Genomic DNA, 22,864 nt, shown 5'->3' on the forward strand with positions numbered 1-22,864 from the left:
AATTTCGTTAATTTCATATTTTTTGCTAACATTGCCCGTAATTATTAAAAAAAGTAGACGAATTCTTCATATTTTTAGTGAACCTCAGATGTCATGGTAAATTATTACTCGGCAGACTATATTCTTCCCGTTTCTGCAAAACCCATTCATAATGGTATCATTGGGGTGGACGAGAACGGTGAAATTATAGGTGTTTATGAATCAGGAGCAAAAGAAATATCGGATAAAACCATTACGAAACATAAGGGTATTATTACTCCGGGATTTATCAACACGCACTGTCATTTAGAACTTTCCCATCTGAAGGGTAAATTCGCCAAAGGCACTGGGCTAATTCCTTTCATCGAAGCTGTTATTGGGCAACGGAATGCAAACGAGAAGGAAGTTGTAAAGGCCATGCAATCTGCCGACTCGGAAATGAAAAGGAATGGTATTGTGGCGGTTGGTGATATTGCAAACCGTGCTATTTCAAAAGAAACAAAGGAGAAAAGCAGCCTTTATTACCATACCTTTATAGAAATTCTGTGCTTTGAACCGGAAAAAGCGCAAGAAGTGTTTAGAGATGGCTTAGCGCTCTGTGAATCATTCGACGGGCTACCGTCTTCCATCACACCGCATGCCCCTTATTCGGTATGTAAAGAAATTTTCAGGTTTTTAAAACAACTTCATAAACCCGAAACCAATCTGCTCAGTATCCACAATCAGGAAAGCGAAGAGGAGAACAAGCTTTATCGCTATAAGTCAGGGCAATTTATTGATTTTTATCGAAAGTTAAACCGAGATATTGGCTTCTTCAAGGCGCAAGCCAGGGATTCTATTCAAACCATCGTTCCTCTATTACCAAAGCGGCAACCCGTTATGTTTGTTCATAACACGTACACAAACATGAAAGATATTTTTTTTGTGGATCGTTTTGCAGGAAACGTGACCTGGTGTCTATGCCCTAATGCCAATCTGTATATCGAAAACAGGCTGCCAAAAATCGACCTATTTCTGAATCAGGACAGTCCCATTACGCTAGGCACAGACAGTTTAGCTTCTAACGATAAGTTATGCATTTTATCGGAGCTTTTAACACTGCACGCTCATTTCCCGCATTTAAAACTTGAGGATACCTTAAAGTGGGCAACGCTTAATGGCGCCAAATACTTAGGTATTGATCACCAATACGGCAGTCTAGAAAAGGGCAAAAAACCTGGCCTTAACCTCATCAGTCACGCGCAAGGGCTAAAACTGAGCGAAAACTCAACCGTTACGCCCTTAATCTAAAGCATTCATTTTCTGTTAATTGCTATTCGGCATAATTAATCCTATGGAAAAGAGACAAGTTGATTTACAAAAAAATTGCACATTTGTAACATACAGTTTCGACTGTCCTTAAGAAGTATCAGTGCCAATGAAGCATTTAAATATTACCGTTTTCGGAAAAGTACAGGGAGTCTTTTTCAGAGCAGCAACTAAAGCCGTTGCCAATCAGTTAAAAGTCACCGGCTTTGTCAAGAATTTACCCGACGGAAGTGTTTATATAGAAGCAGAAGGAGATGCTTTCGGATTGGAGAATTTCTTAGAGTGGTGCCATGAGGGACCGGAACATGCTGTTGTCGAAAAAGTTGAAATTAATTCAGGTGAACTGAAAAACTATAACAATTTCGAAATTCTTAAGCGTTAACATTTTAACTGTCAACAAAAATTGTCTACACTACGAAAATTTGCCGGGCAAACCATGATCTATGGTTTAAGTACGATTATAGCTCGTTTAGTCAATTTTATCCTTACACCTTTATTTTCAAGAAAACTATCCACAGCCGTCTTCGGGATTTTTACCACGATGTATAGTTATGCTTCGCTATTGAACGCATTACTTGCCTTTGGAATGGAAACCACTTTTTTCCGCTACATTCAAAAAAAAGAGGATAATAAGCAGGCTGTTTACAATAATACCTTTCTGATAATTCTTGCTATCAGTTTATGTTTCCTTCTCCTAGTGCTGCTTTTTAAGCAGGAAATAGCGCACTTTATGAATATATCGGACCCAGATCTATCGAGGTATATCACGTATTTTGCACTTATCTTAGTATTAGATGCTATCGCTGTTATTCCGTTCGCAAAAATCAGAGCAGACGGACGCCCGCTAAGATATGGAATGATTAAGTTATTTAACATTTTCATTTTTGTATCCTCTAATTTATTTTTTATCGTTTTCATTCCTTGGGCCATTAAGACAGATCTATCCATTGCTCCATACTTTTCTACTTGGTATCATCCCCAATGGGTTGGTTATGTCTTCCTATCCAATCTAATCGCTAGCGCGGTCACACTATTACTCATGATCCCGGAATTGCTCAAACTGAAATTACGATTCAATGGCCCGTTAGCGCGAGAAATGTTTTCTTATAGTTTCCCTATTTTGATTGCCAACTTTTCATTTATAATAAATGAAAACCTTGATAAAGTATTTTTAGGACAATTATTACCGGATGATATCGCCGAAACGCAAGTCGGTATCTACGGATTGTCGGCAAAACTAGCCGTATTTTTGAGTATTTTCATTCAGGCATTTCGCTTAGGTGCCGAGCCGTTTTTCTTTAGTCAAGCAAAAGAAAAAAATTCAGGTCAAACTTATGCCATCATTATGGACTATTTCGTTATTGCCATGCAATAGGCATGTTTGGTTTAGTAGCCAATATTGAGATTTTAAAATATTTTATAGCCGGGTCCTCTCTTACAACAAGTATGGAAAATTGGAAAGGATTATCAATTGTTCCAATCCTTTTACTAGGATATATTTTCTTAGGTGTATATATGAGTTTATCTATTTGGTATAAATTATCTGATCAAACAAAATATGGTCTTTATATTTCAGGTACCGGAGCTATTGTTACTATTGTGTTGAATTTGGTTTTTATTCCCTCTTACGGCTTTATCGCGTCAGCTTGGATTACGATGATAACCTATGCTTGCATGATGATTCTTTCTTATGTTTTAGGACAAAAAAATTACCCAATTCCCTATCATACATTTAAAAATTTGGCGTATATTGTATGTGCAATTATTTTGAGTTGGTTATCTTTCTCTGTATTTGAAAGGAACCTAATAATCGGTAACGGATTGCTTTTGCTCTTCTTAATCGGTATATACTTAAAAGAGGGGCCGCAACTTAAACAATTATTAGGCTATAGGCAAAGATAATGGCCCAACCTTTGCGATAGCGTTAAAACGATGAAAGGAGAAGTCCGGATATAGGCACTTCCCTACTTGATCGACTATGGTGAAACGAGTACGATTTAAAACAACAATTGTAAGATGATTTTAAAGAATAAAATATACTGGTTTATATGTCTTTTATTAATAAGTGGACAACAGGTGCTTGCGCAAACAGCGACAGACAGCAGTCAGGTAAAGGATTTATATTACCAGGCGCTCAACGAAAAGGCCCGAGGAGATATTGACCTAGCGCAAACTACACTTCACAAGTTGTTAAAGCTAGACGACAGTAACGATGCTGCTTATTTCGAATTAGCCCGATTAGAGTTGGAAGATAAAAACCTAGGTGACGCTGCCATTCATGCAAAAAAAGCAACAACACTAAAGCCAGATAATGAGTGGTATTGGGTTTTGTTGGCAGACATTTACAAACGGATGGAGGATTTTAACTCCCTCCCTCCTATTTTTGACCAGCTGATTCGCATCAAACCCGAAAAGAAAGAGTACTTCTATGACCGTGCTTACGCCCTTTTTCTTAATAATGAGCTTGACAAATCACTACAGGCTTACCATGAAATAGAGCAAAAGTTCGGAAAGGATGATAACATCATTATTGCGCGGCAGGAGATATACTTAAAACAAAAACAGCCCAAAAAGGCCATCGAAGAAGTCACCTCTATTATCGAAAAGGAACCGGATAGTACAAAAGGATATCTACTCTTAGCCAACTTATACTTAAAGCTTAACAAGCCCAAGGAAGCTATTAAGGTCTTGGACGAAGGACATGCACGTATCCCCGGCGATCCTTACATTTCTTTAAGTAAAGCGGATGCCTATCACAATTTGAAAGATGAGGAAAAATCCACTCGGGAGCTTCGAATGGCTTTTGCCAGTGAACGGATGGATTTCGAAGGGAAAATGCGCCTATTGATCAGTCTCATGTCTGACCCGAAGAGTAATGAAATGGCACCTATCGTTCGCGATTTAGCGAATACATTAACGATAAGCTATCCAACGGATGCACGTGCTTTTGCTTTATATGGAGATATATTAGCCCAACAAAAACAACTGAAGGAAGCTCGGGAACAATATCTCAAAGCGATCGATATCAACAGCCGGGTGAATACCATTTGGGAGCAACTATTACAGATAGAGCTCAGCTTAGGTATGCAAAAAGAGGCTTTGGCACATGCTTATAAAGCCTCTGCATTGTTTCCGCAACAGCCTTTAACTCAGTTTTTTTCGGGGCATGCTTTCTTTATGGAGAAGAAATATACGGATGCAAGAAGTTGTTTTGAAGCCGCGCTTAATTATGTTGACGAGAAAAACACCCCGTTGCTTACACAAGTATATAGCAGCTTAGGTGACACCTATCACGCCTTGGATATGTTTGCAGAGTCCGATCAAGCCTATGAGGAGGCGCTTGCCATTGATAGCAACAACGTGGGAACGCTTAATAATTACGCCTACTATTTATCGCTTCGAAAAACCAATTTAGAAGCGGCCGCTAAGATGTCGAGAAAGTCAAACGAATTAGAGCCTAATAATCCGACGTTTCAAGACACGTACGCGTGGGTGCTGTTTCAACAAGGCAATTACGCTGAAGCTTTAAAATGGATCGAAAAAGCAATCACCAATTCAGGGGAAAAGTCCTTTGCGCTCCTTGAGCATTATGGTGATATATTGTTTAAACTGGGTGACATCGAAAAAGCCGTTTCCAAATGGAAGGAAGCAAAAGCCACCGGGGAAACTACGGGGGAAAATGTGGAGCTTTTAACTAAAAAGATCGATGCTAAAAAGTATATTGAGTAATGCCTTTTAACCATTCAAATTTGCGAAAGCTATCCATTTTGACGGTTTTATCGGCTAGCTTGCTGATCGTCGCTTGCAAAAGCAAAAAAGTAATAGTCGACGCAACCAAAGAAGAAAGTCGGATCACCTTGGATAATCGGGTATTGGTGAATGGCATCCTTGACAATCAATTGAGCTTCAACACCTTCAGTGCTAAAGCAAAATCGGCCGTTGCCATCAATAAAGACAACTATGATGCAACCTTAAATATCAAGATAAAAAACCAGGAAGCGATATGGATATCTATTACCACCGTCTTTGGAATCGAGGCTGCTCGCGTATTAATCACGCCGACCCGCTTTCGAATGATGAATCGTATCAACGGAACCTACATCGACGAACCCTTTGCCTTTTTACATCAATTTGCCTCCAAAGAGATTACTTATGGTAATCTACAGGCTATGATGGTAGGTAATATGATTGATCAAGCGTTGACTTATTCGAACGAGGCAAAAAAAGGAGATTTAGGTTATTTGCTAAGTGGCTTTAAAAATGATTTAAATTTCTTAGTAAGAACAGATGATAATTTCAGGGTCACTAATTGTAGTTTAAGCACTTACAATCAGGAACGCCAAGTAAATACGGATTATTCCGATTTTGCATTAATAGGCAAACATCCGGTACCTAAGGATATTCGTTTAACCGCTAATTCATCCGCTGTAAAACTGGAATTACAGCTAAAGTACAATCGTATTGCTTTGAATGAGGCCGTAGAGATGCCATTCACTATTCCGTCAAAATATAAGCCCTTAAGTGGAATACGTTAATCAACAAATGTTTATCGAGATAAAAATATTTTAGTACTTTCGTTGGCAATAAATACGTTAAAATAACGATGTAATGTAATACATCATCAATGATTTGAAGAAGAGAATGATTCGGATAAAGTCAATATGCTGTTTGCTGTTATTTATGGGGATAGGCCTATCTAGTTGGGCACAGTCGAGCGCACAGTTGAAAAAGCAGCGGGAGGCCCTTACACGTGAAATAGAATTATTGAATCAAACTTTACGTTCTACATCAAAAGACAAGTCATTATCGCTCAAACAGGTAAATGCCCTTAACGCCCAAATCAACCTACGGGTGAAAAAAATCAAAACGATTAATAGCGAAGTCAATTTAATAGAGAGCCAGATAGCCAAAAATACCAATACGATCCGCTCCTTGCAGAATGAATTGGCGAAGCTCAAAAAAGGATATGCGTCCATGGTACAGTTTGCGTTTCGCAACTCGAGCGCTTACAATAAATTGATGTTCATTTTTGCTTCTAACGACTTTAATCAAGCGTATAAGCGCCTTAAATACCTTCAGCAATTCAGCGATTCCCGGAAAAAACAAGCAAAGGAGATAGAGGAAACGCAGAAAAGTATTGAGCAAAAAATTGCCGAATTGGCGAATAATAAAAAGGAGAAAGTAGTACTTCTGAGCGACCAGGAAAAAGAGAAGCAAGCGCTCGACGGCCAAAAATCTGTTAAATCAAAAGTGCTTAACGATCTTACCAAGAAGGAAAAAGAATATAAGCAAGAGCTGAATAAGAAGCAGCAGGAAGATGCGCGTTTAGCACGTGCCATACAGGCGGCTATCCGAAGAGAGATCGAAGAAGCTCGGCGAAGGGCAGAAGAAGAAGAAAGACGACGAGCAGCAGAGTTGGCGAAGAAAAACCCTAATGCGAAGGCTCCGGAGCCAACCGCTAGAAAAACCGACAAAGAGGCACTCTTATCAACACCGGAGGCGGCTAAATTAGCAGCAGATTTCACAGGTAATCGTGGGCGACTCCCCTGGCCGGTAGCTTCGGGATCGGTAACGCAAGGTTACGGACAATATACTTATGGAAAAGGTGTTAAAGTTAATAGTAACGGCTTAACCATTCGTACAGCAGCAGGTGCCGCCGTACGGGCCGTATTTGATGGTGTTGTAACATCAATCGTGCAACTCCAAAATCAATATACTGTTATTATACGTCATGGTAATTACTTCACTGTCTATCAAAACATGAAAACGGTCAGTGTTTCCAGAAATCAGAAGGTTTCTGTAAAACAAACAATTGGCACAGTAGCTGTAGATGCGACGGAAGGAACTTCCGATTTACACTTTGAACTGTGGCAAGGAACTTCGCCTATCAACCCAAGTAGTTGGTTAGCGGGAAATTAGCCATACAAGTGGTGAAATGATAAACGATAAAAAATTGTTTATCTAAGCATTTTTACATAAGTTTGTAAACTGGACGTAAGACGATTACGTATATTGAGGAAAGAATAAAAACTACAATGTAGTCATTGAATAAAGATTTTAAATATTGAGTTATGTTAAACACAATTTTGTTACTGGGTATTGGTGGGCCTGAAATAGCAATTATCGTTCTTGCTTTGTTATTATTATTTGGTGGAAAGAAAATTCCTGAGTTGATGCGTGGATTAGGACGCGGTGTGAGAGAATTTAAAGAAGGCCAAGCCGGAACCACGAAAGATGAAGTTAAAGAGGAAAAACAATAATCCCTCATTTTTATAAAGGATAAGCTGTTGTAACATATAGCATGTTGCAGCAGCTTTTTTTATTATTATTTCAAAAAAAAATCAACTTACTATACTAAGTGAGCTGATTGAAACGTTGTTTAAGAAATTATTATCAAACCTCTTTTGAGCGTGGCTCAAAATATGTTAACGTATTTAGCAATAATGAACTGATTTGATAATCAACAGCCTTAAATATAAGACATGATATTGAAAAGATTTTCGGCATTTGCCGTAGGTATGCTATTTTGCGTTCAATTGACGCAGGCAACAACAAGCAAAGATACCGACGAACCTTCGAAATTAAGTGCCTCTTCGAATGTTCTATCTAGCGAAGATTCTACACTCAGGAAAAATTCCCACCCTCACGATCTCTCCTGGTATCTCGCCCCTCAAAATATAAAAAAGCAACTGGACACTTTGCAAAAGGTAATCCCCTTAACGTACAATAGCTATGTCCAATCTTATATAGATGCTTATACGGCACCGCGCTATAAAAACCATCTTTCTAAAATGCTTGAGTTAGCGCAGTACTATTTTCCCATTTACGAGAAAGTATTTGCAGAGACGGATTTGCCACAGGAAATAAAGTATTTATCTATCATTGAATCAGCTTTAAATCCACATGCGGTCTCAAGGGTGGGCGCAACCGGTCCTTGGCAATTTATGTTTGCTACGGCAAAAGCGTTTAATTTAAATATAGACAACTACGTTGATGAACGGAAAGACCCCTATGCCGCGACTTATGCAGCGGCGGCTTATCTAAAAGATGCTTACAACGAATTTGGCGATTGGCAACTTGCAATAGCATCCTATAATTGCGGAAAAGGAAATGTAGCCAGAGCGATACAACGCTCAGGTATTGAAAAACCTGATTTTTGGACCGTGCGAAAATATCTTCCCCAGGAAACACGTAATTATGTGCCCGCTTTTATTGCCATGACCTTCGTGCTAAACAACTATGAAGTATTAGGAATTGCAACACCCTCCGGGAGCGGATCTGCCCTTACAGCGGAGAAAGGTACCGACGTCATTTTGATCGATAAGTTTATTCCATTATCAGGCATTGCAGAGGCGTTAAACCTCGACCTGAACCAATTGATCACGCTAAATCCGGCCTATAAAAAGAGCATCATCAATGGTACACCGGAGGCTCCGAAGCGTTTAGTCGTCCCTGCGGTAGATAAAACCGCTTATGCCAGCTTGTATGCAGCTTTAAATACACCGACCGATGCTCCTGCAAAAGTTATTACAGCATCTAACACCGATAGAAAAGCTATTTATCATCGCGTAAGAAGAGGTGAAAGCTTAAGCTCAATTGCCAATAAATATCAAGTCGAGGTACAGGACTTGAAGGTTTGGAATAGGTTGAGGAGAAATGCCATTGTTCCGGGACAGCGTTTAAAGATCTCCGAACCGGGTTATGCAGCAGGGAAAAAAACGAGCTTGGAAAGAAAATCCGTTAATTACGTAACCTATAAAGTTAAAAGAGGAGATACACTTTCCGGAATCGCCCAAAAATACAGAGGAGCCACTGTCAATAATATAAAAGCAATGAACAATTTAAATGGCTCATCTATCAAACCAGGGATGACTTTAAAGATCAATAGCCTTTAAAAATAAAATATTGCTTATGCATTAAGGGTTGACGCCAGGGTCCTTCAACTGCTGGCGGAAGCCTACCGAGGGCACTCATCTAATGCAGGTACGCAGCGTCCTGTTCGTTTTCAAAACCTTCGAGTGTCACAGAAACATGCTCATTAAGAATGGTAGATAATTTGTGCCCGGAGAAGTCGCTTATAACAGGGAATTTATGATGGCTTCTATCAATTAGAACCGCCGTTCTCAGCTTCTTTAAGGGAACATTCAAAAAAACACCCAAACCATAGGCTAAAGTCCGCCCACTATTCAATACATCGTCCACCAATATTACCACTTTATCTTTCGCCTCACTTACCGAAATATCGGTTTCTGCTTGCAGGGTAGAACTGACTTTATTTAATGAAATGTTGATAAGCTTGACATCGACCGCCAATGAAATTTTTGCTAGTTCTTCTTTTAAGCGACGGGCCAAAACATATCCTCTTTCGGCAACACCCGCTAGAACAATCTCTTTTTCTTCAAAGTTATCTTCTAAAATCTGATAAGCAATTCTTGTAATTTTTTTCTGAATCTGGTCCTTGTCTAAAATCAATATTTTTTCGCTTGCCATAGCATTATTCCTGTGCATAAAAGTAGTAAATTTTTTTTTAAGGTAAAAGGGATGGATATGCGCATTTGTTCATCACTCACCAACTCGCGTTTGGCTAATTGAGGTGATAAGCCAATGAGCAATCACTAAATAGAAAACTACTAACAGTGGAATTAGGCCAAGCCGACTGATTCTAGAAAAATCGATTGCTAATTTAAATGAAGAACGTCTTCCTCTTCCGACGCATTCTCATTCTGTGCTTTCAAGCTCATACGGCCGCCATTGAAATAATAGCGCTTCCAATAAGCTTCATCAAGATTGCTAATCATAACGCCTCTGCTGGTAGAAGCGTGCGCAAATTTCCTGTCACCCAAATAAACGCCAACATGTGTAATACTTCTACTTCTTATTTTGAAGAACACCAGGTCGCCGGGCTTCAGTTCATTTTTGTTGATGGGATCAACTTGTGTATAAATATTTCTTGAATTATTTCCGATCGACGTATTAAACACCTTTTCGTATAGCTCGTAGGCAAACTTGGAACAATCAATGCCCTTTTTTGTTTTACCTCCTAATCGATAGGGTGTGCCAATCCAATCATAAACAAACTGATAAAGCTTTGTATTGGTGGTTGCTGAAGCAGCAATCCCCATTATTTGGGAGAAATACTCTTTGGCTAAATTATCTGGATCTTCGGGTGAATTATTTTTTTCAGTTAAGGTTTGGGCCTGAAGGTTTAGTGACAGAGCACCTAGCAGTATGCATACTACCAAAAGCGTTTTTTTCATTTGAATAAAATTTTTCCAGTTAATGAAGCTTGCATGAGCACATGCAGTCTTCATCTGCGTTAATTTACTTACAGGAAGGTCATTCTTATCCCCCATTGGCTTGATTGACTATCCGTTTAAGGTTAACAATGTTGTTTTTTAATGTAAAAGTTTATCCATGCACTAAAACAGGTGTGTCGCAAATCTAAATGAAAACTTTTATTTTGTCAAAAAAAGCAAACACAATTTTAACATTTTTTTGACATGTGTACTATATACCATACAGGCGAATAAAAAAAGGAGGAGAAAAACAAATAATAATTCACTTTCTCTCACGTACATTCTGTGAATATCGCAACAATTGATTAGATTTGCCTTCCAGTAAATTAAGTACACGAACATAAAGCGATGAGTTCAACACCAATAACAAAAGAAACATATCTAGAGTGGTATAAGTCGATGTTACTTATGCGTAAGTTTGAGGAAAAAGCAGGTCAACTTTACGGTCAACAAAAAATAAGAGGCTTTTGCCATTTATATATTGGACAGGAAGCCGTTGTTGCAGGTGCCATGTCAGTTCTTCGTAAAGAGGACTCCATGATCACTGCTTATCGTGACCATGCCCATGCCCTTGCCAAAGGCATGAGCGCCAATGCGGCTATGGCAGAGTTATTCGGGAAAGTAACGGGTTGTTCGAAAGGAAAGGGTGGATCAATGCACTTTTTTGATAAGGAAAACAATTTCGCGGGGGGCCATGGTATCGTAGGAGGACAAATACCATTAGGTGCAGGTCTTGCTTTTGCCGAAAAATACAATGGTACAGATAATGTTTGCGTTTGTTACATGGGAGACGGAGCTGTAAGACAAGGGTCTTTAAACGAGACCTTTAATATGGCAATGCTTTGGAAGCTTCCGGTAATCTTCGTTTGCGAAAATAACGGTTATGCGATGGGTACTTCCGTTAAGCGGACGACTAACATGATTGACATTTATAAAATGGGCTTAGGCTTTGATATGCCAAGCGCTCCGGTTGATGGTATGGACGTTGTAGCAGTTCATAATGCAATGGACGAAGCCGTTCAGCGTGCCAGAAAAGGGGAAGGACCAACGTTTTTGGAGATTCGCACCTATCGTTATAAGGGACACTCTATGTCGGATCCTGCCAAATACCGTACAAAAGAAGAATTAGAACAATATAAAGAGCGCGATCCAATTGCCGCGGTTAAGCACGCCATTATAGAGAATAAGTATGCCGATGAGCAATGGTTTGATCAGGAGGAAGCCGAAGTAAAACGTATTGTTGATGAAGCGGTTAAATTTGCTGAGGAATCTGAGTATCCAAACCCGGAAGAGCTATATACAGACGTGTATGTGCAGAACGATTATCCATATATTATGGATTAACAAGAGTGCAATCTTAATAATTTAAATAGATAAAAAACCCCAGATAATATTATGGCTGAAGTAGTTCGAATGCCTAAAATGAGCGACACCATGACAGAAGGTGTAATTGCAAAATGGCATAAAAAGGTAGGCGATAAGGTTAGCTCAGGAGATTTAATTGCTGAGGTTGAAACCGATAAGGCTACCATGGATTTTGAATCCTATCAGGAAGGCACACTATTATATATAGGTCCTAAGGAAGGCGAAGCAGTTCCTATCGATGCTGTAATTGCCGTATTAGGAGAAGAAGGAGAAGATTATCAGGCATTACTTAATGGTAATGGCGGCGCTTCGCCTTCAACTAAAGAAGATAAAAAAGAAGAAGAGGCTCCGGCACAGGAAGAAACAGAAGATGAAGGTGAAGAAGTAAGTGCTGAATCATTAGGTGCAACGGTAATCACTATGCCATTGCTGAGTGATACAATGACCGAAGGCGTAATTGCAGAATGGCATTTCAAGGTTGGCGACAAGATTAAAAGTGATGATGTAATTGCCGACGTAGAAACGGACAAAGCAACCATGGAAGTTACTGCTTATGCTGAAGGCACCTTACTGTACATCGGAGTAGAAAAAGGTCAGGCAGCAAAAGTTAATGATATTATTGCCATTGTAGGAAAAGAAGGTACCGATGTAACGCCTTTGCTTAAACAGAAAAGCAGTAAACCGAAGAAACAAGAAGCTCCTAAAAAAGAAGAAGCGTCAACTAGCGCAGCAAACGAGCCAAGCCAAGCGGAAAGCAAAGAAGTTACTTCTTCTGACTCGTCCCGAGTTAAAGCTTCTCCTTTAGCGCGAAAAATTGCGAAAGAAAAAGGTATTGATTTAAATGAACTGAAAGGTTCGGCAGAGAATGGCCGTATCATCAAAAAGGATGTCGAATCCTTCACGCCTGCTGCTAAACAAAAGACTGAAGCACCGGCTGCTGCTCCAAGCGCCGAAAGTAAGTCTGTTACTATTCCGCAATTTATCGGAGAAGAGCGGTTTACCGAAAAGCCTGTGACTCAAATGCGTAAAACGATTGCTAAACGTCTTTCGGAAAGCTTATTTACTGCTCCACATTTCTATGTAACAGTGAAAGTTGACATGGATAGCGCTATTTCCGCACGGAATAAAATCAACGAAGTTGCTCCTGTTAAGGTGTCTTTCAACGATTTAGTCATCAAAGCTGTTGCCGTTGCGCTAAAACAACATCCTAATGTTAACTCTTCTTGGTTGGGCGATAAAATTCGCTATAATGAGCACGTTAATATTGGTGTCGCTATTGCGGTGGACGAAGGCTTATTAGTTCCTGTGGTCCGTTTCGCTGATGGAAAGACATTATCACATATATCGGCTGAAGTGAAAGATTTTGCACAACGTGCTAAAGCCAAAAAACTACAGCCGAAAGACTGGGAAGGCTCTACCTTTACGGTTTCTAATCTGGGTATGTTCGGCGTCGACGAATTTACCGCCATCATTAATCCACCTGACTCTTGTATATTAGCCATTGGCGGCATACAACAGGTACCGGTGGTTAAAAACGGTGCGGTTGTCCCAGGTAACATCATGAAGATTACTTTAAGCTGTGACCACCGTGTAGTAGACGGTGCTACAGGGGCCGCTTTCTTGCAAACTGTTAAATCACTGCTAGAAGAACCCGTTCGGTTATTAGTTTAAAAAATTCAAATAGAAAAAAGGCATCTCCTAAACAGGCAGATGCCTTTTTTCATTTAGCGATGATGAGCCTGCCGGTCGGGACCGATCCCTTTATCATTCTTTCGAACCTAGTATAACAGAAAAATCACACGCAAAGTTGTTAATTCAAAACTTTATTTACGATTTTGGCGGCAAACAAACAGTAATTGAAATATGATATTTAAACGACTCTTAATTTTATGCTGTTGTATCAGCTTATACAGTGCGCAAGCCCAACAAAAAACATCCAAAGAAGTAGATCGACCTAAATTGGTAGTAGGGATTATGGTGGACCAAATGCGCTGGGATTACTTATATCGATATTACGACCGCTATGGTGAAGGCGGCTTTAAACGCATGTTAAACAACGGTTTTTCCTGCGAAAACACCTATATTAATTATATCCCGACCGTTACCGCCATCGGACACAGCTCGGTTTACACCGGTACAACACCTGCTATCCACGGAATTGCCGGGAACGACTTTATCATACAAGCTACAGGAAAAAGCATGTATTGCACGGAAGATGAAACGGTTACCCCATTAGGAACAGCCGTTGGTAATGCAGCTGGCAAGATGTCGCCAAGGAACCTACTGGCATCCACCATAACGGATGAACTTAAATTAGCCTCCAATTTCCGTTCTAAGGTGATTGGAATTGCTATAAAAGATCGAGGTGCTATTTTACCAGCCGGCCATTTTGCTGATGCTGCTTATTGGTTTGATAATAGTGGCGACTGGATCAGTAGCTCATACTATATGACTGACTTGCCTAAATGGGTGAAAGATTTCAACAAACAAAAACTTGCGGAAAAGTATTTAAAACAAGACTGGAATACGTTATACCCTATTGAAACCTATAAACAGAGCATTGAAGACAATAATCCGTATGAAGGAAAGTTTAAAGGTACTCAATCACCAACTTTCCCTGTTAAAACGTCTCAACTGCTTAAAGAAAATGGAATAGGCTTGGTTGCTACGACACCTTATGGAAATACGTTGACACTCGATTTGGCAAAAGCCGCTATTAGCAATGAAGAATTGGGAAACAATCCCGGCGGTTTTACTGATTTTTTAGCAATCAGCATATCATCTCCCGATAAAATAGGCCATCAATTCGCTGTAAATTCAATAGAGGTTGAAGACAACTACCTCCGTCTTGATAAAGATTTGGAAGACTTCTTTAGTTACCTCGACAAAACCGTTGGACAAGGGCAATATACTGTATTTTTAACGGCCGACCATGGTGCCGCCCATAATCCTCAGTACTTCATGGACCAACAAGGTAATGGCGGGTATTTCAATTCCAAAACAGCACAGCAAGGATTGAATGAACAGTTAAAAGCGAAGTTTAATACGGACAAATTGGTTATCAGCTTATCAAATTATCAGGTTCATTTAAATAACACGCTTATCAATGAAAGAAATCTTGATCGGCAAGCAATTTGTGACGAAGCGGTAAAATACCTACGGAATTTAGAGGGCGTTGCTTTTGTAGCAGAAATGGACAAGGTATCAGAAGCCGCTATACCATCGCGAATAAAAGAACGCATTATTAACGGTTATAACTATAAGCGGAGCGGCGCGATTCAAATTGTCCTTGAGCCACAATGGTATAGCGGATCAGCCAAGTCTACCGGTACGACCCATGGCAACTGGAATCCTTACGACTCGCATATACCCTTGGTATGGATGGGTTGGGGAATCAAACACGGCGCAACCAATCGTATTACTGAAATGACAGATATCGCTGCTACAGTGGCTGGTCTCTTACATATTCAAGAGCCAAATGGAAGTATAGGCAGTCCGATTGTAGAAGTGCTAAATCAATAGATATTATAAAAGTCCGTAGCGTGAAATAATCTCTACGGACTTTAAAACGGTCTTATCATCCTTCCCAAACATAGAACTTTTTAATTCCACTAATATGTCCTCCCACCATATAGTAAAAGAGAAGCAGGAACCTGCCTTAATAGTGGAATTTTTTTCCGATCTAAGCTATGAACTTCTTGGACAGTTATTGGAATGGGCACCAACAGTTATCGCTAATAAAGACAGTGCGCAATGGCTATCGAGAAACGACATTCATATCGATGTTGTCATTACAAATGACGAGCACAGGATCGAACAAGATGGAGTTACCATGCTTTTCGGAAACCCTTCCTCTTTTAAAAAAGACGCATTAAATTATCTTGTTGAAAAAGGGTATCATGCAGTCAATATCATCTCACAAGACTTTTCGATGGATCTATTCCAACAATTCGCTTCTCTTATCAACCTGGTTTTTATCAACGGTAAGCAGAAAATCTTCGCGATTAAATCTGGTTTCAAAAAGTGGAAGGCAGCGAGCGAAAACGTCTACATACTTGCCAGCGATGCTATTTTCCATACAGAGGGGTTGGAAAAAAAACACGATCAGGCATACAAGACCATAGCAGACGGCTTCTTTGAAATTCATTTCCAAACCGACTACCTGCTCATAGCAGAAGATCTTTAATTCTTTAACGGCTCCAGCCTCGTGGGCGTTTCCTTTCCTGCTATAATTGATCTCGCACCTAACGCAACAGCATTAATAGAGGAAACAATGTTCTTAATATCTAAAGTTTCTAATTCATCTTTCACGGTGTGATAGTAATTATCCTTATCTATTTGAACCGTAGAAACTGTATGTGCGGGAACGCCGAGCGCTGCCAAGGTCGCGTTATCACTTCTATAAAAAAGGTTCTGTTCAGGATAAGGGTCCGGATAAAAAGAAAAACCCGTCCCCTTCACATTTCTCTGGAGAATCTTACCCAAATCGGATTTCTCAAAGCCGGTGAGATACATGGAATTAGCCCCAAACTTAGCATCCTTTCCAATCATCTCAATATTTATCATGGCCACAACATGATCCGGATTAAGCTGTTTAGAAAAATATTGTGAGCCATAACCACCCGATTCCTCAGCTGTAAAAGCAGCGAAGATCAATGTTCGTTCATTATCTTTTTGCTTGGCAAAAATATTTGCCAAACTGATTACCGCGGTGACTCCCGATGCATCATCGTCGGCTCCATTTGCAATAGAATCCCGGTCAATCGGTTTTAGGATACCGATGTGATCATAATGCCCTGAGAAGATAACAAACTCGTTGGGTTTTGATCTCCCGGGCAGCACACCAACTACATTAGCGAGTCCCTTATTCTCCACCGTACCCGTATAGTTAATTCGAAAGGACTTAGGCTGTTCCTTGCTTAGTACAAAAACAAGTGAACCTTTTTTCTTCTGATCGGTATTTAATAAGATTCTCCCGTTATCAGCATGCTGTTTCAAATAATTAAATTCCTTTACAAAACTCTCGTCAACACAAACGATGGCATTGATATCTTGCTGTGAAATCTCCTTATATTTCTTTCGAAAGTTGTCGCTGGCACTTATGGACAAAATCCGCACTTCCGGATCGGTATTCCAGTTAAGACCCGCCTGGTCGCTTAGAACAAAACCGGCGTCACTGTCCAGCTCCTTTCCGTCTAACAAAATCTCACAAAGAGAAGGTTTTATTTGAGTGGCCTGAAAGCGCTGTAAAAAGTCATTTTCATTTGCCTTCAATGGCTGTAGCCCTGCCTTTTTGAATTCCCCTTCAATAAAAGTTGCGGCTTCCTCTATTTCAGGAGTAAACACGGCCCTGCCTTTCAATCGATCATCTGCTAACGTCGAAATAATTCGATGGACCTCTTGTTGATCGACACTAACAATACGCTCTTTCTTCTGACTGGCGCAAGCTCCCAACACTAAAAAGAGAACGAAGGAAAGCTTATTCAAAGGGGTTGTTGTTTTATACATAAATATTGCAATAATTTTAATCTCCTTAGTAAATTACCTAAATGTCACTTGTCATTAGATCGATCAATATCATAGGCAAGCAAATTACCGGTAGACCGATTCCTGTATACAAGAAAGTTTAACTAAGTTTGGTAATAAAGTTAAACAAATTCCCTAGCTTTGACGATTACAAGTATTAATTCTTAAAAAGATAGATCATGAAAGAAATAACCGTCGAGGAGCTAAAGGAGAAGATTGATCGGAATGAAGATTTTCAACTGATAGATGTACGTGAGGAGTTCGAATATGAAACATCCAATCTGAAAGGCGAAAATATTCCACTTGCTCAAGTCTTAATCGAGAAAGATAAAATCAGCAAGGATAAACCCGTTGTAGTGCATTGCAGAAGCGGAAAGAGAAGCGCCCAGGCTATTCTAATGCTAGAAAAAGAGGGATATACAAATCTTTCTAACTTAGAAGGCGGCATTCTCGCCTGGCGTGACACCTTTGAGCCGGATATGGAGGTATATTAAACAAAAATGGGGAAACAAATTCTTTATAATATTTTTCTAAATATTGGGATTCTTGTACTTGCGTATTGTACCATTGCATCTTATAATGGTAAACAGTATAGCATCATGGCGGTGAGCGTTTTGGGAATCGCGGCTCTTATATACTTGAAGATTAAACTCGCTAAAAGGGTGAAAGAATTGATCAGAAACGGCAAAAAATGAGTTTTTGTACTATATTTGAGTCAATATTGTAGCAATAGTAGACATTTTTTTGCTATTTTTTTTCGGCCATTTTTCAGTTTGTCTATAATTATCTAAACAAGCCGTGGCAGCCGCAAGACTCTTTAAAACAAGCGTTTATACAACAACAAATGGTGCAATATATATTCAAAAAGGGCTAACAACAACAAATTGAGCCCGTCTTCTTTTTTTTGGAATAGTATTTGCTATTGTTGCATGAATAAAACTAATAACTATTTTTGTATACAAATTATACAATTAAAACTGTTTAACCTTTAAAAGAACGAAGTATGAACTATTCTACAATCAAAAAAGCAGTTACTTGCTCTTTGATTGCCGCCTTAGGTTTCACTGGGGCAGCTCAAGCACAAGATGCTAAAGTATTTGGCGGAAGAAGCCAATACAGAACTTGGTCCATTGGTATCAATGGCGGTATAACCACTCCAAATGTATTGATTGGAGGATCTAACGCTTTTGGTAACAAAGTGGGACTATTTGAAGCGCCTGTTAGAGAATATTACGGAATTAACGTACGTAAGCAATTCTCGAGCTGGTTCGGTTTGCAATTAGATGCTAACAGAGGACGTATTTTCACACATAATGCTGAACCATTTGCAACAACAAATGCTTGGAATGGACAACAGTATCAATCAGCAGAAACTGATGTACAATATGCTGTTAGCTTAAATGGTGTATTCCAATTTGCTACAATCGATTTCCTAAGAAGAGAAAATTCGGTTAATTTCTATGCAAGTGTAGGTTACGGATTGATGGCTTTCAATCCAGTAATGTACTCTAACAATGACGGAACCGGTACTGCATGGGATAACAAAGGTAACTGGGGTGAAAGCGCTGGCGACCGCGAATTCCAAGGAGACAAAGATTACACTCGTGAAGCATTTGTTCCAGTTGGTTTAGGTTTGAAATTCAAGTTATCTGATCGCGTAGCTTTGGATTTAGGTTATACCATGAACTTTGTTGATACCAAATATTTATTTGGGCCAGTACAAGGCAGAACCAGCAACGACAAATTCTCTTATACTCATGCTGGTTTAGAGTTCTCATTAGGAAGCAAAGACAAACAAGATTTGACTTGGGCTAATCCGGTAGCTACTCTTTACGATGAGTTGAAAGATCCGGAATTGAGAAACGAAGTTGATGCGTTGAAACAACGTGTAAGCGCTCTTGAATCAACTGTTCAAGCGTTAAGCACTGACTCAGATGGTGATGGTGTTGCCGATAAATTCGACAAATGCCCTAACACTCCTGCCGGTACGCAAGTTGATGGATCAGGATGTCCAATTAAATTCCCTGAGCCTGATACAACAGCTCTTTCAACTGGTTCTTATTCTAACATCCAGTTTGAATTCGATAGCTCTGTATTGAAAACCAGCTCTTACCCAACTTTAGATCAAGTATCTTCTGACTTACGTGCTAGCGGTGCTACACTTACTTTAGAAGGTAATGCTTCTGAAGAAGGAACAACTGAGTACAACTACCAGTTAGGTTTAGACCGAGCTAACTCTGTTAAAAATTACTTAGTTAACTCTGGTGTTGCTGCATCACAAATCAATGTGGTAAGTAACGGCGAAACTAAACCAGTTGCATCTAATGCTACTGAAGAAGGTCGTCAGTTGAACCGTAACGTACAATTCAAAAAATAATCCTGTCTATTAAGCAGGTTATTATAGAAACCCTCGGGACAATGTCCCGAGGGTTTTTTCTTTGAATTCTCATCGATCTGGGTTAATTTCGTAACATGTACTTTTTCCCGAAGAAGAACCAAGAGAATAACTCCAAAAAGAGTTTCAATTTGAAGGTAATGCATGCTATCAATAAAATAGCTATTGTTCTCTTTCTACTTGGAGTTCTATATAAATTGATCGACTGGTTTTTCCTCAATTAATGCTAGATCAAATGAAAGAAATCATTAATACAAACAACGCCCCAGCCCCAATTGGTCCGTACAATCAAGCGGTTAAAGCAGGCAATACACTCTATATATCCGGACAAATAGCCTTATCTCCCGAATCGGGCAATTTAGTTCTAGACAGTATCGCAGGACAAACCAAACAAGTGCTGGAAAATCTACATGCTATTCTGCAGGAAGCGGGTTACTCTTTTGCAGATGTGGTTAAAACGAGTATTTTCCTAACAGATATGGCTAACTTCAATATAGTCAATGAAGTTTATGGTGAATACTTTACGGAGAATGCCCCGGCACGGGAAACGATTGCCGTAAAAGGGCTCCCTAAAGGAGTGGATGTTGAAATTTCTTGTATTGCCTGGAAAGCCTAGTTGCAAAGTCGGTACGGATGCCTGTGATTGAATATGGTTTACATACACCAATAGAATACTTAAAAGGTGTCGGTCCACAAAAGGCAGATTTGCTCAAAAAGGAACTGGCAATATATACTTTTGGCGATCTTGTACACTATTACCCTTTCCGTTATATCGACCGAACGAAATATTATAAGATAAAGGATCTACATCCGGACATGCCATCAGTCCAAATTCTCGGTAGATTAACCGCCGTAGAACAGATAGGACAGAAAAGAGGAAAACGACTGGTTGCGCAATTTAAAGATGAAACCGGACTAATGGAGCTTGTCTGGTTTCAGAGCATCCGTTGGCTGGAAAAGAGTCTGAAAATCGGATCGGTATATGTTATATTTGGGAAACCTACCCTTTTTAATGGCCAATTGTCTATGACGCACCCGGAGATGGAGCTATATAATGCGGCTAATAAAAACGTGGGTAATCCAAGTTTACAACCCGTTTATCGGTCAACCGAAAAACTCAAGCAATCCTTTTTAGATACAAAGGGGATTCAACGACTGCAAGAAGGGCTAGTTGCTTGGGCTTCAAAAAAAATGGAGGAAAACCTGCCATCTTACCTGCTAAAAGAACAGCATTTGATCTCAAAAGCAGAAGCGATCACCCATATTCATTTCCCGTCCAGTGTAGAGGAATTAAAGGCAGCTGAAAGACGTTTAAAGTTTGAAGAACTATTCTTTATACAATTGAAATTGTTAAAAAACAAGCTGCTTCAGACCCATAAGTTCAAAGGCCATATATTCGATAAAGTTGGAAGTAATTTCAACGCCTTCTATCAAGAGCACCTACCATTTCCGCTAACAAACGCACAGAAAGGGTAATTAAAGAAATTCGGCATGACACGCATACGGGAGCGCAAATGAATCGCCTCTTACAAGGAGATGTGGGCAGTGGAAAAACGGTGGTAGCACTCATGACTATGTTGTTGGCTGTCGACAACGGCTGTCAGGCTTGTATGATGGCCCCTACCGAGATTCTTGCTCAACAACATTTTAACGGTTTAATTTCTTTAATTGGCGACTTACCTGTTTCCATTAAACTGTTAAGTGGATCGACGCCTAAAAAGGAGCGGAAAATTCTTCACGAAAACCTACTAGACGGATCTTTAGACATATTGGTTGGTACCCATGCGCTTATTGAAGATACCGTACAATTTAAGAATTTAGGGCTTGTCGTAATTGACGAACAGCATCGATTTGGTGTTGAACAAAGGGCCAAATTATGGCGCAAAAATCAAACACCTCCGCACATGCTTGTTATGACGGCGACTCCTATACCTCGTACCTTGGCCATGACGCTCTATGGGGATTTGGATGTATCTGTGATTGATGAGCTCCCCGCTGGTAGGAAGCCCATCAAAACGCTTCATTTATTCGAAAGTAGCCGATTAAGGATGTTTGGTTTCATGCGGGATGAAATTGCTAAAGGACGACAGGTATATGTCGTGTATCCATTAATCAAAGAAAGCGAAAAACTGGATCTAATGCACTTGGAGGCAGGAATTGAAAACCTAGCTCGTGAATTTCCTCTTCCAACATACAAAATCAGCATTGTCCACGGAAAGATGCCGGCTAAAGATAAAGATTTTGAGATGCAGCGTTTCGTAAAAGGAGAAACACAGATTATGGTTGCCACTACTGTAATAGAAGTTGGCGTAAACGTGCCGAATGCTACCGTCATGATTATTGAAAATGCAGAGCGATTTGGCTTATCACAATTGCATCAGCTACGTGGTCGGGTTGGTCGAGGCGGAGAGCAGTCCTTTTGTATCCTGATGTCTTCCAACAAACTAAGTACTGAGGGTAAACTCAGGCTAAGTACTATGGTTAAAACGAACGATGGTTTCGAGATAGCAGAAACCGATCTTAAGCTGAGAGGCCCGGGAGATATTGCCGGCACACAACAAAGTGGTATATTAGATCTTAAACTAGCCGATTTAAGCACTGATCAGATCTTGCTGCAAGACGCGAGAAATCTAGTGATCAATATCTTTAAACAAGATCCGAAGCTTGAAGACCCGAAAAACCGGTTACTTCGCGATCACCTTCTGGTGCAAAGTAAAGGAATAAGTTGGGATAAAATTTCATAACATGTATTTTTAAAGCAAAAGTCGTATCTTTGTACCATTAAATCATTTCACCCTATAATAAGTATCAGTTATGTAATCTCTTCCATATCATACTATCGCTGCCAAAAGAACCTGGGCGCAAATGCGGTATTTTGATAGGTATGGGTTTCACCTACTGATAAAAATCATTTCAACGTATTCATCCATGTTTCAGGCACGATTCTTTCATTGAAAACAATGAAGAAAGAACGTTTATATGTATTGTTAAAATT

Annotated in this window: 21 protein-coding genes and 1 pseudogene; 19 read left to right on the top strand and 3 right to left on the bottom strand. The window is 39.8% G+C overall.

The annotated features are described in order from the left end of the window. Positions 1 to 93: 93 nt before the first annotated feature. From QT327_RS23570 to QT327_RS23605, 9 genes are all read left to right on the top strand, one after another. On the top strand, positions 94 to 1,269 hold the full coding sequence (locus QT327_RS23570) for an amidohydrolase family protein (RefSeq protein WP_289554155.1): 1,176 nt from the start codon (positions 94 to 96) through the stop codon (positions 1,267 to 1,269). Positions 1,270 to 1,396: 127 nt separating this feature from the next. Further along, positions 1,397 to 1,669: an acylphosphatase gene (locus QT327_RS23575; protein ID WP_289554156.1), complete on the top strand. Its 273-nt coding sequence runs from the start codon at positions 1,397 to 1,399 to the stop codon at positions 1,667 to 1,669. Positions 1,670 to 1,690: 21 nt separating this feature from the next. Then, entirely contained in the window at positions 1,691 to 2,662 is a 972-nt protein-coding gene (locus QT327_RS28385; RefSeq protein ID WP_354004797.1) for a lipopolysaccharide biosynthesis protein, read from the top strand. 71 nt (positions 2,663 to 2,733) lie between these two features. After that, entirely contained in the window at positions 2,734 to 3,189 is a 456-nt protein-coding gene (locus tag QT327_RS28390) for a lipopolysaccharide biosynthesis protein (protein ID WP_354004798.1), read from the top strand. A 114-nt stretch (positions 3,190 to 3,303) separates the two neighbouring features. Then, positions 3,304 to 5,016, top strand: a complete 1,713-nt coding sequence (locus QT327_RS23585) for a tetratricopeptide repeat protein (protein WP_289554157.1) — start codon at positions 3,304 to 3,306, stop codon at positions 5,014 to 5,016. Positions 5,017 to 5,036: 20 nt separating this feature from the next. Next, positions 5,037 to 5,822 (top strand): lipoprotein insertase outer membrane protein LolB1, encoded by a 786-nt coding sequence (lolB1, locus tag QT327_RS23590; protein ID WP_289554158.1) that lies wholly within the window; start codon positions 5,037 to 5,039, stop codon positions 5,820 to 5,822. Positions 5,823 to 5,928: 106 nt separating this feature from the next. Further along, a complete protein-coding gene (locus QT327_RS23595) occupies positions 5,929 to 7,206 on the top strand; it encodes a murein hydrolase activator EnvC family protein (RefSeq protein ID WP_041387128.1) in 1,278 nt (425 codons plus the stop codon). Between the two features lie 152 nt (positions 7,207 to 7,358). Further along, on the top strand, positions 7,359 to 7,547 hold the full coding sequence (locus tag QT327_RS23600; RefSeq protein WP_013664442.1) for a Sec-independent protein translocase subunit TatA/TatB: 189 nt from the start codon (positions 7,359 to 7,361) through the stop codon (positions 7,545 to 7,547). Positions 7,548 to 7,769: 222 nt separating this feature from the next. Continuing rightward, entirely contained in the window at positions 7,770 to 9,182 is a 1,413-nt protein-coding gene (locus QT327_RS23605; RefSeq protein ID WP_013664443.1) for a LysM peptidoglycan-binding domain-containing protein, read from the top strand. A gap of 79 nt (positions 9,183 to 9,261) precedes the next feature. Here QT327_RS23605 and QT327_RS23610 read toward each other — a convergent pair whose 3' ends face one another. After that, positions 9,262 to 9,777, bottom strand: a complete 516-nt coding sequence (locus QT327_RS23610; protein WP_013664444.1) for a phosphoribosyltransferase family protein — start codon at positions 9,775 to 9,777, stop codon at positions 9,262 to 9,264. 188 nt (positions 9,778 to 9,965) lie between these two features. After that, complete coding sequence (locus tag QT327_RS23615; protein ID WP_041387987.1) at positions 9,966 to 10,544, bottom strand: C40 family peptidase; 579 nt, start codon at positions 10,542 to 10,544, stop codon at positions 9,966 to 9,968. 387 nt (positions 10,545 to 10,931) lie between these two features. On the opposite strand from QT327_RS23615, the gene pdhA reads away from it, so the two are divergent. The 4 genes from pdhA (at position 10,932) to QT327_RS23635 (ending at position 16,134) form a co-directional block, all read left to right on the top strand. Continuing rightward, on the top strand, positions 10,932 to 11,927 hold the full coding sequence (gene pdhA / locus QT327_RS23620) for a pyruvate dehydrogenase (acetyl-transferring) E1 component subunit alpha (RefSeq protein ID WP_013664446.1): 996 nt from the start codon (positions 10,932 to 10,934) through the stop codon (positions 11,925 to 11,927). Positions 11,928 to 11,978: 51 nt separating this feature from the next. Continuing rightward, positions 11,979 to 13,619: a pyruvate dehydrogenase complex dihydrolipoamide acetyltransferase gene (locus QT327_RS23625; RefSeq protein WP_130854745.1), complete on the top strand. Its 1,641-nt coding sequence runs from the start codon at positions 11,979 to 11,981 to the stop codon at positions 13,617 to 13,619. A 192-nt stretch (positions 13,620 to 13,811) separates the two neighbouring features. Beyond that, positions 13,812 to 15,470, top strand: coding sequence for an alkaline phosphatase PafA (pafA, locus tag QT327_RS23630; RefSeq protein WP_289554159.1), 1,659 nt, complete (start codon positions 13,812 to 13,814; stop codon positions 15,468 to 15,470). Positions 15,471 to 15,564: 94 nt separating this feature from the next. Further along, a complete protein-coding gene (locus tag QT327_RS23635; protein WP_013664449.1) occupies positions 15,565 to 16,134 on the top strand; it encodes a hypothetical protein in 570 nt (189 codons plus the stop codon). Here QT327_RS23635 and QT327_RS23640 read toward each other — a convergent pair. Then, the gene (locus QT327_RS23640) at positions 16,131 to 17,456 is read right to left on the bottom strand and encodes a M20/M25/M40 family metallo-hydrolase (protein ID WP_130854743.1); all 1,326 of its coding nucleotides are present in this window, start codon (positions 17,454 to 17,456) and stop codon (positions 16,131 to 16,133) included. The genes QT327_RS23635 and QT327_RS23640 overlap by 4 nt on opposite strands. Before the next feature lie 197 nt (positions 17,457 to 17,653). Here QT327_RS23640 and QT327_RS23645 point away from each other — a divergent pair, with 197 nt between their 5' ends. The 6 genes and pseudogenes from QT327_RS23645 to recG all read left to right on the top strand — a co-directional run bounded on the left by QT327_RS23645 (position 17,654) and on the right by recG (position 22,613). Beyond that, positions 17,654 to 17,968, top strand: coding sequence for a rhodanese-like domain-containing protein (locus QT327_RS23645; RefSeq protein WP_013664451.1), 315 nt, complete (start codon positions 17,654 to 17,656; stop codon positions 17,966 to 17,968). 6 nt (positions 17,969 to 17,974) lie between these two features. Beyond that, positions 17,975 to 18,169 carry a DUF6358 family protein gene (locus QT327_RS28395; RefSeq protein ID WP_013664452.1) on the top strand — a complete coding sequence of 65 codons (195 nt, stop codon included), beginning with the start codon at positions 17,975 to 17,977 and terminating at the stop codon, positions 18,167 to 18,169. A 308-nt stretch (positions 18,170 to 18,477) separates the two neighbouring features. Beyond that, the gene (locus QT327_RS23650; protein ID WP_130854742.1) at positions 18,478 to 19,851 is read left to right on the top strand and encodes an OmpA family protein; all 1,374 of its coding nucleotides are present in this window, start codon (positions 18,478 to 18,480) and stop codon (positions 19,849 to 19,851) included. A 95-nt stretch (positions 19,852 to 19,946) separates the two neighbouring features. Then, positions 19,947 to 20,093 (top strand): DUF6728 family protein, encoded by a 147-nt coding sequence (locus tag QT327_RS28400; protein WP_309010511.1) that lies wholly within the window; start codon positions 19,947 to 19,949, stop codon positions 20,091 to 20,093. Positions 20,094 to 20,104: 11 nt separating this feature from the next. After that, positions 20,105 to 20,485: a RidA family protein gene (locus QT327_RS23655; protein ID WP_130854741.1), complete on the top strand. Its 381-nt coding sequence runs from the start codon at positions 20,105 to 20,107 to the stop codon at positions 20,483 to 20,485. 17 nt (positions 20,486 to 20,502) lie between these two features. Then, positions 20,503 to 22,613: pseudogene (recG, locus tag QT327_RS23660) on the top strand (ATP-dependent DNA helicase RecG). The last annotated feature ends 251 nt before the right edge of the window (positions 22,614 to 22,864 follow it).

Source organism: Olivibacter sp. 47, assembly GCF_030372825.1.
GTDB classification, from domain to species: domain Bacteria; phylum Bacteroidota; class Bacteroidia; order Sphingobacteriales; family Sphingobacteriaceae; genus Olivibacter; species Olivibacter oleidegradans.